Source organism: Streptomyces sp. NPDC056503, from assembly GCF_042794995.1.
GTDB lineage: Bacteria > Actinomycetota > Actinomycetes > Streptomycetales > Streptomycetaceae > Streptomyces.
Window position 1 is genome coordinate 1 of the sequence record NZ_JBHTST010000016.1, and the last position, 14,756, is coordinate 14,756.

Consider the following 14,756-nt stretch of genomic DNA (forward strand, 5'->3'; position numbering starts at 1 on the left):
CCATCAGGTCCACTCACGCCAACTAATCAACGTTCCACCCATGAGCTGACCGTGCAGGACGTCTGCCTGCAATCGGTGCTGTGCTCCTTAGAAAGGAGGTGATCCAGCCGCACCTTCCGGTACGGCTACCTTGTTACGACTTCACCCCAATCATCTGCCCCACCTTCGGCGGCGCCGTGCGTGGCGATGTGCAGGGCACCGCGCGGCTCCGCCTCGTTGAGCCCCATCTCGACGACCACGGTGTCCGGGCGGGAGGCCACCAGGCCGTCCAGCGCCGCGGTCATCCACGGGTGCCGGTGGAGGTCGCGGACGACCGCGACGATCCGCCGCTCCCCCGCCGCCGCGAGCACGGAGTCGACCGTGTCCTCGGCGCCGAAGGAGCCGGCCCCGGTGCCCGGCAGCAGCCGGTCCAGCTCGGCGGCGACGCCCCACGGGGTCTCGTCGCCGACCGCGAAGTTGGCGACCGGGGTGAAGGAGGCGACGAAGGGAGCGCTCGACACCGGGGTGTAGAGGCCGCCGCCCTTGGTGATCCGCAGGGCCCGGCGGGCCGCCACGAGTCCGATGTCGGCACCGGGCGCGGTCCCCTCCTGCACTGCCGCGCCCGGCACCGACCCAGCCCCCCTCGCCCGGTGCGCCTGGGTCCAGGCCGCCAGGGCGCGCACGCGCGCCGCGGCGTCGGCCAGCCGCTCCTCGGGCAGTTCACCGGTCCGCACCGCGGAGACCAGCGCGTCGCGCAGCCGCAGTACGGTGTCCTCGTCGCACAGCCCGCCGCCGACGCAGATGGCGTCGGCGCCCGCGGCGATGGCGAGGACGGATCCGCGCTCGATGCCGTACGTCGCCGCGACGGCCTGCATCTCCATGCCGTCGGTGACGATCAGACCGTCGAAGCCCAGCTCCTGGCGGAGCAGACCGGTGAGGATCTGCGGGCTCAGGGTGGCCGGACGTTCGGTGTCGAGCGCGGAGAGCAGGATATGCGCGCTCATGACTGCTTTGGTACCCGCGGCGATGGCCGCGCGGAAAGGCACCAGCTCACGGGCGTGCAGTGTGGCGAGGTCCACATCGATCCGGGGCAGCGCGTCGTGCGAGTCGACGTTGGTGTCGCCGTGTCCGGGGAAGTGCTTGGTGCAGGCCGCGACCCCGACGGCCTGGAGGCCGTCGACGTACGCCACGGTGTGCCGGGCGACCAGGTCCGGGTCCGGTCCGAAGGAGCGGACGCCGATGACCGGGTTCTCGGCGTTGGAGTTCACGTCGGCCGAGGGGGCCCAGTTGAGGTCGATGCCGCAGGCGATGAGCCGGCGGCCGAGCTCGCGGGCGACGGCCCGGGTCAGCTCGACGTCGTCGACCCGGCCCAGGGCGTAGTTGCCCGGGAAGGACGAGCCCTCGTTGACCTCCAGGCGGGTGACGTCGCCGCCCTCCTCGTCGATGGCGACGAGGACGTCCTCCCGCTCGGCACGGAGCTGGGCGGTGAGGCGGGCGAGCTGTTCGGGGCTCGCGACGTTCCGGCCGAAGAGGCCGACGGACGAGAGGCCCTCCCCGATCCGGCGGAGCAGCCAGTCGGGGGCGGTGGTGCCGACGAAGCCGGGCTGGAGCACCGTGAGCGCGTCACGGGTCAGGGTGTCCGAGCCGTGTACGAGTGTGGTCATGGGGCGCCGTTATCCCTTCACCGCGCCGGCGGTCATGCCGCCGACGGCCTTGCGCTGGAGGAAGAGGAACACGATGAGCACGGGCAGGGCGAAGAGCGTGGAGGCGGCCATGGTGGCGCCCCAGTCGTCGCCGAACGCGGTCTGGAACTGGGTGAGCCAGAGCGTCAGGGTCTGGTTCGTCTTGTCCTTGTTGAGCACGAGGACCATGGCGAACTCGTTCCAGGCCGTGATGAAGCCGAAGAGCGAGGTGGACATCAGGCCCGGGGCGAGCAGCGGGAAGATGACCTTGCGGAAGGCCTGGCCGCGGGTGCAGCCGTCGATCTGGGCGGCCTCCTCCAGCTCGACCGGGACGGCGGCGATGAAGCCGCGCAGGGTCCAGATGGTGAAGGGCAGGACCATCACGAAGTAGATCGCGGTGAGCAGCGGGATGCTGTTCAGCATGTCGTTGTCGCGGGCGATCATGTACATCGCGATGACCATGACCTCCCAGGGGGCCATCTGGGCCATCATCACGATGAGGACGATGCCCTTGCGGCCCTTGAACTTCATGCGGGCGATCGCGAAGCTCGCGGCGAGGGCCACGAGCAGGGCCAGGAGGACGGCACCCACCGTGACGATGAGGCTGTTGGTGACGTACGTCCAGAAGAGGTCGACGCCGGTGGCCGTCGAGTAGTTCTCGAAGGTCGGCGTGAAGAAGAAGACCGGGTCCTTGGAGAGGATCTCGCTCTGCGGCTTCAGCGAGGACGAGAACATCCAGTAGACCGGGAAGACGAAGATCACGGCCAGGACGACGGCGGCGGCGTTCTTCGCCACGGCGCCGACGGTCAGCGGCTTGCGGGTGCGCAGCTTCTGCGGAGCCGGCGCCTGGGGGGTCTGTGCGGTGGTGCTCACTGCTCGTCCTCCTGCTTCAGGATCAGGCGGAAGTAGAAGGACATGGCCACGAGGAGCATCACGATGGTGAGGATCGAGATGGCCGCCGCGACGCCGTAGTGCTGCTGGCTCATGCCTTCGATGTACGCGAAGACGGGGAGGGTCTCGGTGGCGCGGTCGGGGCCGCCCTGGTTCATGGCGTAGACCTGGGTGAACGCCTTGAAGACCCAGATGATCTCCAGGAAGGTGGTGATCATGAAGAAGGGCTTGAGGTTCGGGAAGACGACGGACCAGAAGGTCCGCCAGCCGTTCGCGCCGTCCATGCGGGCCGCCTCGTAGAGCTCGGTGCCCACGGTGGTGAGGCCGGCGTACATGTTGAGGGCGACGAAGGGGACGGAGCCCCAGACGACCAGGGCCGTGATGATCACGAAGGTGGAGAAGCCGGTCTCGAACCAGTTGTGCTGGTCGTAGCCGGAGAAGCCGAGCGTGCGCATCAGCCAGTTGGCGACGCCGAACTGCTCGTCGAAGAGCCACTGGAAGACCGTGACGGAGGCGACGATCGGCATGGCCCAGGCGAAGGCGAGCGCCAGGGAGAGCACGAGGCGCATCTTCTTGCCGAGGCGGTTGAGGAGCAGGCCGATGCCGGTGCCGATCGCCATGATCAGTGCCACGTTGGCGGCGGTGAAGGCGACCGAGCGGAGGACGACGGTCCAGAACTCCGAGTTGCCCAGCAGCTCCGTGTAGTTGTCGAAGCCGATCCAGGGCGTCTCGCGGCGGATGAGCTCACGCCGGTTGACCGACTGGAAGGAGAGGATCAGGTTGCTGATCAGGGGGTAGAGCAGCAACACCGCCATGGACAGCAGGGCGGGTGTGACGAGCAGGTACGGCAGTAGCCCACCAGGCAGCGAACGTCTGCCGCGCGAGGGCTGAGGGGCTTCCTTCGCACCGGAAGGGGGTGGCGGAGTCTGCGACTTCCCTGCCGCCCTCCCGGGCGCGTCCTGGGAACCGGCGGTCGCCGTCCCCTGGGAGTCCACGGTCATGGTCTTCTTCCTCGCGGTTCTGGGGCTCCCGCGCCCACCGGGGCGCGGCCCGGGGGAGCGGGCCGCAATCACTGCAACGCCCAGGTGGCGTGGCCGGGGGGGAAGCCGGCCACGCCACCGGGGTGGGATTACTGCTGGTTGATGCGCTCGGCGATGACCTTGTCGGCCTCTTCGCCGGCCTTCTGCGGGTCCTCGCCCTTCAGGACCTTGGTCATGTAGCCCTTGATCGGGTTGGGCTCGGTCTCGACGTTCGCCCAGCCACCGGTGATCGGGGTGATGCGACCGACCTCGGCGACCTTGACCATGGCCTCGGCGAAGGAGCCGGCCTCAGGGGTGACCTGCGCGGAGGTGTCGACGGGGATGATGCCGCCCTTGTTGGCGGTGCCGTACGACTGGAGCTGCTTCTTGTTGGTGACGAAGGCCAGCCACTCCTTCGCGAGCTCCTGGTTCTTGGAGCGCTCGGAGACGGCGAGGTTCGAGCCGCCGAAGAAGACGGAGCCCGGCTTGTCGGCCGTCTTGCCCGGGATCGGGAAGTAGCCGAAGTCGGCCTTCGCGCCGGCCTTCTCGATGGCCGCGATCGCGCCGCCGGCCTCCCAGCCGAGACCGATCCAGGAAGCGACGCCCCCCTTGGGGACGACGTCCACGGACTGCTGCGGGGTGGCCTCGTCCTTGTCCTTCGGAGCGGTCGAGAAGGACTGCAGCTCCTTGTAGAAGTTCATGGCGGCGGCGGCCTGCGGGGTGGCCAGGCCACCCTTCCACTTGTCGCCGTCCTTGACCGCGAGCTCGCCGCCCTCGTCCCACAGGAAGCCGGCGAGGACGTACCAGCTCTGGCCCGGGAGGTAGATGGGCTGCGACTTGGCGTCGGCGGCCTTGAGCTTCTTCAGGCCGTCGATCCACTCGTCGCGGGTCTTCGGCGGGGTGACGCCGGCCTTCTTGTAGGCGGCCTTGTCGTAGATCACGACGCGGCTGGCGGCCCACCACGGAGCGGCGTAGAGCTTGCCGTCCAGCTCGGCCGAGGGCAGCATGCCCTTGCTCCAGTTGTTGTAGCCGAGCTTCTCCTTGTCGCCGGAGAGGTCGGCGAGACCGCCGGTGACGGCGTAACCCGTGGTCTGGGTGTTGCCGAGCTCCAGAACGTCCGGCGGGGTGTCCTCGGAGAGCGCCGTGGTGACCTTGGTCTGGATGTCGGTCCACTGCTGGACCTCGACGTTGACCTTGACGCCGGGGTGAGCGGTCTCGAACTCCTTGTTGACGCCGTCGATCCACTCCTTGGGAGCGGAACCGTCCATGACCCAGACGGTGAGCGACTTGTTGCCGCCCTCGGCCTTGTCCTTCTTGTCACCGCTGTCGGAACCACCACACGCAGCGATAGAGACCATCATGCCCGCGACGCCGATCGCCGCGATGAGCTTGCGCTTCACGCCACCCTCCTCAGGGATGCCTGCAACCCCTGCCCACCGCGCGAAGACATACGTCAGGTAGTGCTCGTGGGGCTGGGACCTGGTCTTTAATGGTTTAGACCAGTACCCGGAGCTTGGCCTAGACCTTTGGGGGTGTCAAGGGTGTATAAGAAGGGCAGTCGCGTCCGTTATCGGACCGACACCTGAGGGAGGCCGACGACCCGTGACCGGTCCGTGCCACCATGTGAGCCGCGACAGACGGAGGAGCCGGTGACGGCAGCAGCACAGTCGGGAAGGCAGGCCATGGCCACGGAGGCGGGCAGCACGGAGACAGAGGGCGGGGCGGCGACCCGCACCGCGCGCGTGCCCAAGTACTACCGGCTGAAAAGGCACCTCCTCGACATGACGGAGACCCTTCCGCCCGGCACCCCGGTGCCGCCCGAGCGGACGCTCGCGGCCGAATTCGACACCTCGCGCACCACCGTGCGCCAGGCCCTCCAGGAGCTGGTGGTCGAGGGCCGGCTGGAGCGCATCCAGGGCAAGGGCACCTTCGTGGCGAAGCCGAAGGTCTCCCAGTCCCTGCAACTCACCTCGTACACCGAGGACATGCGCGCCCAGGGCCTCGAACCCACCTCGCAGCTCCTCGACATCGGATACGTCACGGCCGACGACACCCTCGCCGGGCTGCTCGACATCTCCGCCGGCGGCCGGGTGCTCCGGATCGAGCGCCTCCGCCTGGCGAACGGCGAGCCGATGGCGATCGAGACCACTCATCTTTCGGCCAAGCGCTTCCCCGCGCTGCGCCGTTCGCTCGTCAAGTACACCTCTCTCTACACCGCCCTGGCCGAGGTGTACGACGTGCACCTCGCCGAGGCCGAGGAGACCATCGAGACCTCGCTCGCGACCCCGCGCGAGGCGGGCCTGCTCGGCACCGACGTCGGCCTGCCGATGCTGATGCTCTCCCGTCACTCGCTGGACGCCCAGGGCGAGCCGGTCGAATGGGTGCGCTCGGTCTACCGCGGCGACCGCTACAAATTCGTCGCGAGGCTCCAGCGGCCCAACGGCTGAAAATCGATCTGAACCTTTACCCCGGCACATCCGTGTGATGTGTCGGGGTACCTCTTTTTCAGCCAGTTCCCGGCGGCCGTCGGGATCCACCCGATACAGGTCCGTTATTCGGACCAGGGTTCCCAAGGGCTGGACGGTCCCTTAGATTTCCACGGCACACGCCGGTGATCAGCGAGGGGACTTCTTCACCATGTCAGAATCCGGAACCGGGAAACAACCGGTCGTCACACCGGTCAGGATCGTCATCGCGATCTGCCTCATCGCCCCGTTCGTGGCGATGCTCTGGGTCGGGTCCTACGCGAAGGTCGATCCCCTTCTCGCCGGCATCCCGTTCTTCTACTGGTACCAGATGCTGTGGGTGCTGGTCTCGACCGCGCTCACCGTCATCGCGTACATGCTCTGGCAGCGCGACCAGCGCGCCCGCCGCGTCCGTGAGGGTGGTGAGGAGCGATGAAGGACGTCAACGTCGTCGCGCTCTGCGTGTTCGTGTTCTTCTTCCTGGCCGTCACGGTCATGGGCTTCCTCGCCGCGAACTGGCGGAAGGCCGAGAATGAGAACAGCCTCGACGAATGGGGCCTGGGCGGCCGCTCGTTCGGCACCTGGGTCACCTGGTTCCTGCTCGGCGGAGACCTCTACACCGCGTACACCTTCGTCGCCGTCCCGGCGGCCATCTACGCGGCGGGCGCGGCCGGCTTCTTCGCCGTCCCGTACACCATCCTGGTCTACCCGCTGATCTTCACCTTCCTGCCGCGCCTCTGGTCGGTCTCGCACAAGCACGGCTACGTCACCACCTCCGACTTCGTCCGCGGCCGCTTCGGCTCCAAGGGCCTGTCGCTCGCGGTGGCGGTCACCGGCATCCTCGCCACCATGCCGTACATCGCGCTCCAGCTCGTCGGCATCCAGGCCGTCCTGGACGTGCTGGGCGTCGGCGGCGGCGAGACCACCCACTGGTTCATCAAGGACCTGCCGCTCCTCATCGCCTTCGGTGTGCTCGCCGCGTACACCTACTCCTCGGGGCTGCGCGCGCCCGCGCTCATCGCCTTCGTCAAGGACACCCTGATCTACATCGTCATCGCGGTGGCGATCATCTACATCCCGATCAAGCTGGGCGGCTTCGGCGAGATCTTCGCCGCGGCCGACGAGAAGTTCACCGCCGCCAAGGCCGGCGGGCTCGTGCCGGGCGAGGCCGGGCAGTGGACGTACGCGACGCTCGCCCTCGGCTCGGCGCTCGCGCTCTTCATGTACCCGCACTCCATCACGGCGACCCTGTCGTCCAGGAGCCGTGAGGTCATCCGCCGCAACACCACGATCCTGCCGCTGTACTCGCTGATGCTGGGCCTGCTCGCGCTCCTCGGCTTCATGGCGATCGCCGCCGGAATCAAGGTCCAGAACGGCCAGCTCGCCATCCCGCAGCTCTTCGAGGACATGTTCCCCGCCTGGTTCGCGGGCGTGGCCTTCGCCGCCATCGGCATCGGCGCGCTCGTCCCGGCCGCGATCATGTCGATCGCCGCGGCCAACCTCTTCACCCGGAACATCTACAAGGACTTCATCAAGCCCACGGCGACCCCCGAGCAGGAGACCAAGGTCTCCAAGCTGGTCTCCCTCCTGGTGAAGGTCGGCGCCCTCGTCTTCGTCCTCACCATGGACAAGACGGTCGCCATCAACTTCCAGCTCCTCGGCGGCATCTGGATCCTCCAGACCTTCCCGGCCCTGGTCGGCGGTCTCTTCACCCGCTGGTTCCACCGCTGGGCGCTGCTCGCCGGCTGGGCCGTCGGCATGGTGTACGGCACGATCGCCGCGTACAACGTGTCGACGCCGAAGCAGAAGCACTTCGGCGGCTCGTCCGCCGAGATCCCCGGCATCGGCGAGATCGGCTACATCGGTCTCACCGCCTTCGTGCTCAACGTCGTGGTCACGGTGGTCCTCACCTTCGTCCTCAAGGCCCTCAAGGCCCCCGAGGGCGTCGACGAGACCTCGCCGTCGGACTACACCGCCGACGCCGGTGACAAGGGCGTCCGCACCGACCTCCCGAAGGTCGGCGCCGGCCACTGAGCCGTCCCGCACCAGCCCGCAGGCCGCCCGCCGCTCCAGGCCGGGCGGCCTGCCGCGTCCCCGCCACCGAAAGGCCCCCATGCGCCCCCGGACCGCTCCCCTGCCGCCGCTCCTGCTCGCCGCCGGCCTGTCCGTGCTCGCCGGCTGCGGCACCGTGACGGCGTCCGACCCGCCGGCGCCCGACCACGCCGCCCTGGAGGCCCGCGCCCGGCACGCCCAGACGCGCGTCGAGCACGTCTACGTCACCGAGGCCGAGGGGTACGAGCCGGCGCTCCAGTCCGCCGGCGTCATCGGCGAGGACGGCTTCCGGATCGTGTACGTGGGCAAGGACGGCGACAGCGTCACGCTCAGCGCCGAACGCCGGCCGTTCCGCGCCGAGGAGTGCGTCGCCGGGCCCGCCGGCGGCGACGGCTGCGAGGCCGAGGGCGACGGCTGGTACCGCCGCGAGGGCGACCGGCACGCGTACCTGCGCAACGAGGGCGGGCTGCGCGTCGAGGTCGCCGCCCCGCTCACCGTCCCCCGCGGCCTGCTGAAGGAGGCCGCCGCCGGGGCCCACCGCGCCGACGACGCCGAACTCGACGCCGTTCTGCCGGAGTCCACCGGCCCGGGCGGGGCCGTCGAGCGCGGCGACCTGCCGCCGGTCGGCGACGGGGCGCCCGACAACTCGGTGGGCGCGAGCGGCTGAGGACGGCAGACTGCCGGACATGGACTTCACGATCAGGGCCGTACGGCCGGAGGAGTACGAGGAGGTGGGCGAGCTCACCGCCCGCGCCTACCTCGACGACGGGCACCTCACCTTCGGGGAGGACGACGACTACCTGCCGGTGATGAAGGACGTCGCCCGGCGGGCCGTCGAGGCGGAGGTGCTGGTCGCCGTGGACGCCGGCGGGGCGCTGCTCGGCGCGGTCACCTTCACGGCCGGCGGCGGGGAGTGGGCGGACATCGCCGGCCCCGGCGAGGCCGAGTTCCGGCTCCTCGCGGTCGCGCACACGGCGCGCGGCCGGGGCGTCGGAGAGGCGCTCGTACGGGCCTGTGTCGACCGGGCGCGGGCCCTCGACGGCTGCGCGCGACTGGTGCTGTCCACCCAGGACCGGATGACGACCGCCCACCGGATCTACGAACGCCTCGGCTTCGTCCGGATCCCCGAGCGGGACTGGAGCCCGGTGCCGGGGCTGTCGCCGCTGCTGGCGTTCTCCCTGGCCACCTGAGCGACGGGACACAACATGTGGGGGGTGCCGTGATCGGCGCCCCCCACATGTATGCTCGTCCTCGCTGTCGCCGCAGGGGAATCCGGTGCGAATCCGGAACTGTCCCGCAACGGTGTACTTCGTGCGCTTTCGCACGAGGGGAGTCCGAGGACCTGCCGACGGTGCGCCCGGTCCGTCCGTTCCGGGTGCCGACGACGTCCGGGCCTCGCGGAATGGGCCGGTGGACGCGGGCGCCTCCGCGCGTACGGATGCCTCGCCCGCCCCTCCCCCCGCCGTGGCCCCGGGCCGAGCGAGGGAGAGCCCCCACGTGACCATCGCGCCTGCGGGTCCGTCAGCCACCGAGGCCGCCGCGATCGAGAGCGACGGCCCCGGGACCGTACTGCTGCGGACCCTGACCGACCTCACCGCCGACCTCACCGACACCGACCCCGGCCGGGTCGCCGCCGCCGCCCTGCGCGGCCGGCACGCCGGTTCGGACGAGGCGGAGCTGCGCGAACTGGCCACCGAGGCCGCGGCCGGACTCATCTCCGAGGACCCCGCCTACTCCCGGCTCGCCGCCCGGCTCCTCACCCGCACCATCGCCGACGAGGCGGTCTCGCAGGGCGCGGTCGCCTTCTCCGCCTCCGTCGCCACCGGCCACCGCGAGGGCCTGATCGCCGACCGCACCGCCGCCTTCGTGGCCCTGCACGCGGACCGCCTGGACGCGCTGGTCGACCCGGACGCCGACGACCGCTTCGGCTACTTCGGCCTGCGGACCCTCTACTCCCGCTACCTGCTGCGCCACCCGATCACCCGCAAGGTGATCGAGACCCCGCAGCACTTCATGCTCCGGGTCGCCGCCGGTCTCGCCGAGGACGACAGCACCCGCGCCCTGGACGAGGTGGCGGCGCTGTACGGGCTGATGAGCCGGCTCGACTACCTGCCCTCCTCCCCCACGCTCTTCAACTCCGGCACCCGCCACCCGCAGATGTCCTCCTGCTACCTCCTGGACTCCCCGCAGGACGAGCTGGACTCGATCTACGACCGCTACCACCAGGTCGCGCGCCTGTCGAAGCACGCGGGCGGCATCGGCCTGTCGTACTCCCGGATCCGCTCGCGCGGTTCGCTGATCCGCGGCACCAACGGCCACTCCAACGGCATCGTGCCCTTCCTGAAGACGCTGGACGCCTCGGTCGCCGCCGTGAACCAGGGCGGCCGCCGCAAGGGCGCCGCGGCCGTCTACCTGGAGACCTGGCACGCGGACATCGAGGAGTTCCTGGAGCTCCGCGACAACACCGGCGAGGACGCCCGCCGCACCCACAACCTGAACCTCGCCCACTGGATCCCGGACGAGTTCATGCGCCGGGTGAACGCGGACGCCGAGTGGTCCCTCTTCTCCCCCGCCGACGTGCCCGAGCTGGTCGACCTGTGGGGCGAGGAGTTCGACGCCGCCTACCGCGCCGCCGAGGCGAAGGGCCTGGCCCGCCGGACGATGCCGGCCCGCGACCTGTACGGCCGGATGATGCGGACCCTGGCGCAGACCGGCAACGGCTGGATGACCTTCAAGGACGCCTCGAACCGTACGGCCAACCAGACCGCCGAGCCCGGCGCGGTCGTCCACTCCTCCAACCTCTGCACCGAGATCATCGAGGTCACGAACGACGGCGAGACGGCCGTCTGCAACCTCGGCTCGGTGAACCTCGGCGCCTTCGTGGCCGACGGGGACATCGACTGGGAGCGGCTCGACGCGACCGTCCGCACCGCCGTCACCTTCCTCGACCGGGTCGTCGACATCAACTTCTACCCGACCGAGCAGGCCGGCCGCTCCAACGCCGAGTGGCGCCCGGTGGGCCTGGGCGCGATGGGCCTCCAGGACGTCTTCTTCAAGCTGCGGCTGCCCTTCGACTCCGCCGGGGCGCGCGCGCTGTCCACCCGGATCGCCGAGCGGATCATGCTCGCCGCGTACGAGGCCTCCGCCGACCTCGCCGAGCGGAACGGCCCGCTGCCGGCCTGGGAGCGGACCCGTACCGCCCGGGGCGTGCTCCACCCCGACCACTACGGCGTCGAGCCGAACTGGCCGGAGCGCTGGGCGGCGCTGCGCGAGCGGATCGCCACCACCGGCCTGCGCAACTCCCTCCTCCTCGCCATCGCGCCGACGGCGACGATCGCCTCGATCGCGGGCGTCTACGAGTGCATCGAGCCGCAGGTCTCCAACCTCTTCAAGCGCGAGACGCTCTCCGGCGAGTTCCTCCAGGTCAACTCGTACCTCGTCGACGAGCTGAAGCAGCTGGGCGTCTGGGACGCGCAGACCCGTGAGGCGCTGCGCGAGTCCAACGGCTCGGTGCAGGGCTTCTCCTGGGTGCCGGCCGAGGTCCGCGAGCTGTACCGGACGGCGTGGGAGATCCCGCAGCGCGGTCTCATCGACATGGCGGCGGACCGCACCCCCTTCCTCGACCAGTCGCAGTCCCTGAACCTGTTCCTGGAGACGCCGACCATCGGCAAGCTGTCGTCGATGTACGCGTACGCCTGGAAGCGGGGCCTGAAGACGACGTACTACCTGCGTTCGCGCCCGGCGACGCGGATCGCCCGCGCGGCCCAGGCGGCCGCCCCGATCCCCGTCCAGCAGGTCGCCGACCCCGACGCGGTCGCCTGCTCCCTCGAAAACCCCGAGTCCTGCGAGGCCTGCCAGTAATGACCGCCCAGAACAAGAACCTGCTCGACCCGGGCTTCGAACTGACCCTGCGTCCGATGCGCTACCCGGACTTCTACGAGCGCTACCGGGACGCCATCAAGAACACCTGGACGGTGGAGGAGGTCGACCTCCACTCGGACGTCGCCGACCTGGCCAAGCTCACCCCCGGCGAGCAGCACATGATCGGCCGGCTGGTCGCGTTCTTCGCGACGGGCGACTCGATCGTCGCGAACAACCTGGTCCTGACGCTCTACAAGCACATCAACTCCCCCGAGGCGCGGCTCTACCTGAGCCGGCAGCTCTTCGAGGAGGCGGTGCACGTCCAGTTCTACCTGACCCTCCTGGACACGTACCTGCCCGACCCGGACGACCGCGCCGCCGCCTTCGCGGCGGTCGAGAACATCCCCTCGATCCGCGAGAAGGCGCAGTTCTGCTTCCGCTGGATGGACTCGGTCGAGAAGATCGAGCGGCTGGAGACGGCGGCCGACCGCCGCCGCTTCCTGCTGAACCTGATCTGCTTCGCCGCCTGCATCGAGGGCCTGTTCTTCTACGGCGCCTTCGCCTACGTGTACTGGTTCCGCTCCCGCGGCCTGCTGCACGGCCTGGCGACCGGCACCAACTGGGTCTTCCGCGACGAGACCATGCACATGAACTTCGCCTTCGAGGTCGTGGACACGGTCCGCAAGGAGGAGCCGGAGCTCTTCGACGACGAGCTGCGGCAGCAGGTCACGGACATGCTGAAGGAGGCCGTCGAGGCGGAGCTCCAGTTCGGCCGCGACCTGTGCGGCGAGGGCCTGCCCGGCATGAACACCGAGTCGATGCGCGAGTACCTCCAGTGCGTCGCCGACCAGCGCCTGGGCCGCCTCGGCTTCCCCCCGGTCTTCGGCTCCGAGAACCCCTTCTCCTTCATGGAGCTCCAGGGCGTCCAGGAACTCACCAACTTCTTCGAGCGCCGCCCCTCCGCCTACCAGGTGGCGGTCGAGGGCACGGTCGACCTGGACGAGGACTTCTAGGCCGTACGGATACGCCGGAGGGCCCCGCACTCGGTGAGTGCGGGGCCCTCCGGCGTACCGGCGCGCGGTCAGTCGTTCGGGACGACCGGGTAGCGCGGGGTGCCCTCCTCCATCTGGCGCAGCGCGTCCTTGCGGTCGCGCTTGGAGAGCTTGTCGATGTAGAGGAAGCCGTAGAGGTGGTCCGTCTCGTGCTGGAGGCAGCGGGCGAAGTAGCCGGTGCCGCGGACCTTGACGGGGTTGCCCAGGAGGTCCTGGCCGTGGACCTCGGCGAAGTCGGGGCGGGCCAGCTCCGCGTAGGCGGTGGGGACCGAGAGGCAGCCCTCGTTGGAGTCGTCGAGGTGGCGGCGGTCGGCCGGCAGCTCCTGGAGCACCGGGTTGATCACGTGGCCGGTGTGGCGGACGCCCTCGTCGTCGGGGCAGTCGTAGACGAAGACCTTGAGGCCGACGCCGATCTGGTTGGCGGCGAGGCCGACGCCCTCGGCCGTCTTCTGGCTGGCGAACATGTCGTCGACCAGGGCGGCCAGTTCGGGACCGAACTCGGTGACGTCCTCGCACTCGTGGTGCAGCACCGGGTTGCCGACGACCGTGATGGGACGGGAGGTGCCCCGCTCGCGGTGGGCGAGCTCGCGCGCCTCGCACTCCTCCGTGTCCACGATGTAGCCGTCGTCGTCCAGGGCGTAGCCCGTGAAGATCTGCTCGCCCGACTCCTGCTGCGCCATGTGCCGCCGCGCCTTCCTGAAAACCCGATTCCGTCGGGGGACAGCCTACGGGGCCCGGACGGAAGCCTCAGCAGACCTCTTCGAGATCGCGCCACTCGCGGCTGTCCGGGCTGTCGGCGACCCAGCCGTCGAGGAGTCCGCGCACCAGGTCCGCCGGGGCGGCGATCCCGCACTCGCGCTCGGGCACCCACAGCTCGCCGGGCGAGCGGTGGCCGAGCGGTCCGGGGTGGCCGGGCTCGCTGTGGTCGTGCGGGTCGACGTGGTCGCCCTCGCCCTCGGCGCTGGGCATGGTCGACTCCGAGCAGGCGCGGCAGAGCAGCCGTACCGACGAGGACCAGTCCTCGGCGGCGAAGCCCGCCTCCGCGGCGAGCTGCTCCAGCGCGTCCCGGTCGGCCTCGGTGGCGGCCTCCAGGAGGACGACCCAGGTGGGGACGGGCGACGGGGCCCACAGCTCGATCTCGTCGAAGACGGGGTACGACGGTCCCGCCGTGGTGGTCCGCTCGCCGTTCGGGACGCCGTCGTGGAGGACCACCTCGCCCCAGCGCCGCCCGGAGGACGGCAGCGGGATGGAGAGGACCTCGATGCGGGCCGGGTCGAGCCTGCGGCCCCACACGACCTCGGCCTCGCCCTCCGGCGAGAGCCGCACGGCGGCGCTGCCGAGCTCCATCCCGGCGGGCTCGCCGGTGGCGGAGGAGGCGCCGGGGACCTTCAGTCCGTATGCCTGCCAGGCGCGACGGGCCAGCGGCCAGTCCTGGAGGGCGGTGGCGGCGATGCCGACGTTCCACCAGTCCGGGGCGCCGGTCTCCTTGTCGAGCAGGGCCACGGCCCGCAGTCCGGCGGCACGGGCCTGCTCCCAGTCGTGCCGGAACTTGTGGAGCAGCGCCAGGTTGAACCAGGACTCGGAGAGCCAGGGCTCCAGATCGGCCGCCCGGGTGAGCAGCGCGCCCGCGTCCTCGTACCGTCCGTCACCGATCAGCGTGAACGCGCGGTCGGTGGCCTGCCGCCACGAGGCGGAGGGCCGATGCCGTACCTTCCCGAAGATCCTCACGATTCCCGCCTGCCGGTCGCTTCACCC

At 70.2% G+C, this 14,756-nt stretch carries 13 protein-coding genes and 1 riboswitch; of the genes, 7 read left to right on the plus strand and 6 right to left on the minus strand.

Annotated features, from left to right (window positions below; all coding sequences use genetic code 11):
* Window positions 1–125: 125 nt before the first annotated feature.
* The 4 genes from ACFQ8C_RS07005 to ACFQ8C_RS07020 all read right to left on the minus strand — a co-directional run bounded on the left by ACFQ8C_RS07005 (window position 126) and on the right by ACFQ8C_RS07020 (window position 4,971).
* Window positions 126–1,643, minus strand: coding sequence for a glycoside hydrolase family 3 protein (locus ACFQ8C_RS07005; protein ID WP_383453069.1), 1,518 nt, complete (start codon window positions 1,641–1,643; stop codon window positions 126–128).
* Between the two features lie 9 nt (window positions 1,644–1,652).
* The gene (locus ACFQ8C_RS07010) at window positions 1,653–2,489 is read right to left on the minus strand and encodes a carbohydrate ABC transporter permease (RefSeq protein WP_383453181.1); all 837 of its coding nucleotides are present in this window, start codon (window positions 2,487–2,489) and stop codon (window positions 1,653–1,655) included.
* Window positions 2,490–2,530: 41 nt separating this feature from the next.
* The gene (locus tag ACFQ8C_RS07015) at window positions 2,531–3,553 is read right to left on the minus strand and encodes a carbohydrate ABC transporter permease (protein WP_383453071.1); all 1,023 of its coding nucleotides are present in this window, start codon (window positions 3,551–3,553) and stop codon (window positions 2,531–2,533) included.
* Between the two features lie 128 nt (window positions 3,554–3,681).
* Window positions 3,682–4,971, minus strand: a complete 1,290-nt coding sequence (locus tag ACFQ8C_RS07020) for an extracellular solute-binding protein (protein ID WP_383453073.1) — start codon at window positions 4,969–4,971, stop codon at window positions 3,682–3,684.
* A gap of 282 nt (window positions 4,972–5,253) precedes the next feature.
* On the opposite strand from ACFQ8C_RS07020, the gene ACFQ8C_RS07025 reads away from it, so the two are divergent.
* From ACFQ8C_RS07025 to ACFQ8C_RS07055, 7 genes are all read left to right on the plus strand, one after another.
* Window positions 5,254–6,018 (plus strand): GntR family transcriptional regulator, encoded by a 765-nt coding sequence (locus tag ACFQ8C_RS07025; protein ID WP_189848221.1) that lies wholly within the window; start codon window positions 5,254–5,256, stop codon window positions 6,016–6,018.
* Window positions 6,019–6,208: 190 nt separating this feature from the next.
* Complete coding sequence (locus ACFQ8C_RS07030) at window positions 6,209–6,472, plus strand: DUF3311 domain-containing protein (protein WP_383453075.1); 264 nt, start codon at window positions 6,209–6,211, stop codon at window positions 6,470–6,472.
* Window positions 6,469–8,070 carry a monocarboxylate uptake permease MctP gene (gene mctP, locus ACFQ8C_RS07035; RefSeq protein ID WP_383453077.1) on the plus strand — a complete coding sequence of 534 codons (1,602 nt, stop codon included), beginning with the start codon at window positions 6,469–6,471 and terminating at the stop codon, window positions 8,068–8,070. The genes ACFQ8C_RS07030 and mctP overlap by 4 nt, the downstream gene beginning before the upstream one ends.
* A gap of 79 nt (window positions 8,071–8,149) precedes the next feature.
* On the plus strand, window positions 8,150–8,755 hold the full coding sequence (locus ACFQ8C_RS07040; RefSeq protein WP_383453079.1) for a hypothetical protein: 606 nt from the start codon (window positions 8,150–8,152) through the stop codon (window positions 8,753–8,755).
* Between the two features lie 19 nt (window positions 8,756–8,774).
* Window positions 8,775–9,278: a GNAT family N-acetyltransferase gene (locus tag ACFQ8C_RS07045; RefSeq protein ID WP_383453081.1), complete on the plus strand. Its 504-nt coding sequence runs from the start codon at window positions 8,775–8,777 to the stop codon at window positions 9,276–9,278.
* 76 nt (window positions 9,279–9,354) lie between these two features.
* Window positions 9,355–9,431, plus strand: a riboswitch (cobalamin riboswitch).
* A 154-nt stretch (window positions 9,432–9,585) separates the two neighbouring features.
* Window positions 9,586–11,949 (plus strand): ribonucleoside-diphosphate reductase subunit alpha, encoded by a 2,364-nt coding sequence (locus tag ACFQ8C_RS07050; RefSeq protein WP_383453083.1) that lies wholly within the window; start codon window positions 9,586–9,588, stop codon window positions 11,947–11,949.
* A complete protein-coding gene (locus ACFQ8C_RS07055) occupies window positions 11,949–12,962 on the plus strand; it encodes a ribonucleotide-diphosphate reductase subunit beta (protein ID WP_383453085.1) in 1,014 nt (337 codons plus the stop codon). Before ACFQ8C_RS07050 ends, ACFQ8C_RS07055 begins: the two co-directional genes overlap by 1 nt.
* Window positions 12,963–13,030: 68 nt before the next feature.
* Here ACFQ8C_RS07055 and def read toward each other — a convergent pair whose 3' ends face one another.
* Window positions 13,031–13,681, minus strand: a complete 651-nt coding sequence (gene def, locus ACFQ8C_RS07060; protein ID WP_383453086.1) for a peptide deformylase — start codon at window positions 13,679–13,681, stop codon at window positions 13,031–13,033.
* A gap of 67 nt (window positions 13,682–13,748) precedes the next feature.
* Entirely contained in the window at window positions 13,749–14,729 is a 981-nt protein-coding gene (locus ACFQ8C_RS07065) for a hypothetical protein (protein WP_031013187.1), read from the minus strand.
* Between the last annotated feature and the right edge of the window lie 27 nt (window positions 14,730–14,756).

Coding starts and splice junctions, on each gene's coding strand:
- ACFQ8C_RS07005 (WP_383453069.1), bottom strand. CDS start 1,643: ATGACCACACTCGTACACGGCTCGGACACCCTGACCCGTGACGCGCTC.
- ACFQ8C_RS07015 (WP_383453071.1), bottom strand. CDS start 3,553: ATGACCGTGGACTCCCAGGGGACGGCGACCGCCGGTTCCCAGGACGCG.
- ACFQ8C_RS07025 (WP_189848221.1), top strand. CDS start 5,254: ATGGCCACGGAGGCGGGCAGCACGGAGACAGAGGGCGGGGCGGCGACC.
- ACFQ8C_RS07030 (WP_383453075.1), top strand. CDS start 6,209: ATGTCAGAATCCGGAACCGGGAAACAACCGGTCGTCACACCGGTCAGG.
- mctP (WP_383453077.1), top strand. CDS start 6,469: ATGAAGGACGTCAACGTCGTCGCGCTCTGCGTGTTCGTGTTCTTCTTC.
- ACFQ8C_RS07040 (WP_383453079.1), top strand. CDS start 8,150: ATGCGCCCCCGGACCGCTCCCCTGCCGCCGCTCCTGCTCGCCGCCGGC.
- ACFQ8C_RS07045 (WP_383453081.1), top strand. CDS start 8,775: ATGGACTTCACGATCAGGGCCGTACGGCCGGAGGAGTACGAGGAGGTG.
- ACFQ8C_RS07055 (WP_383453085.1), top strand. CDS start 11,949: ATGACCGCCCAGAACAAGAACCTGCTCGACCCGGGCTTCGAACTGACC.
- def (WP_383453086.1), bottom strand. CDS start 13,681: ATGGCGCAGCAGGAGTCGGGCGAGCAGATCTTCACGGGCTACGCCCTG.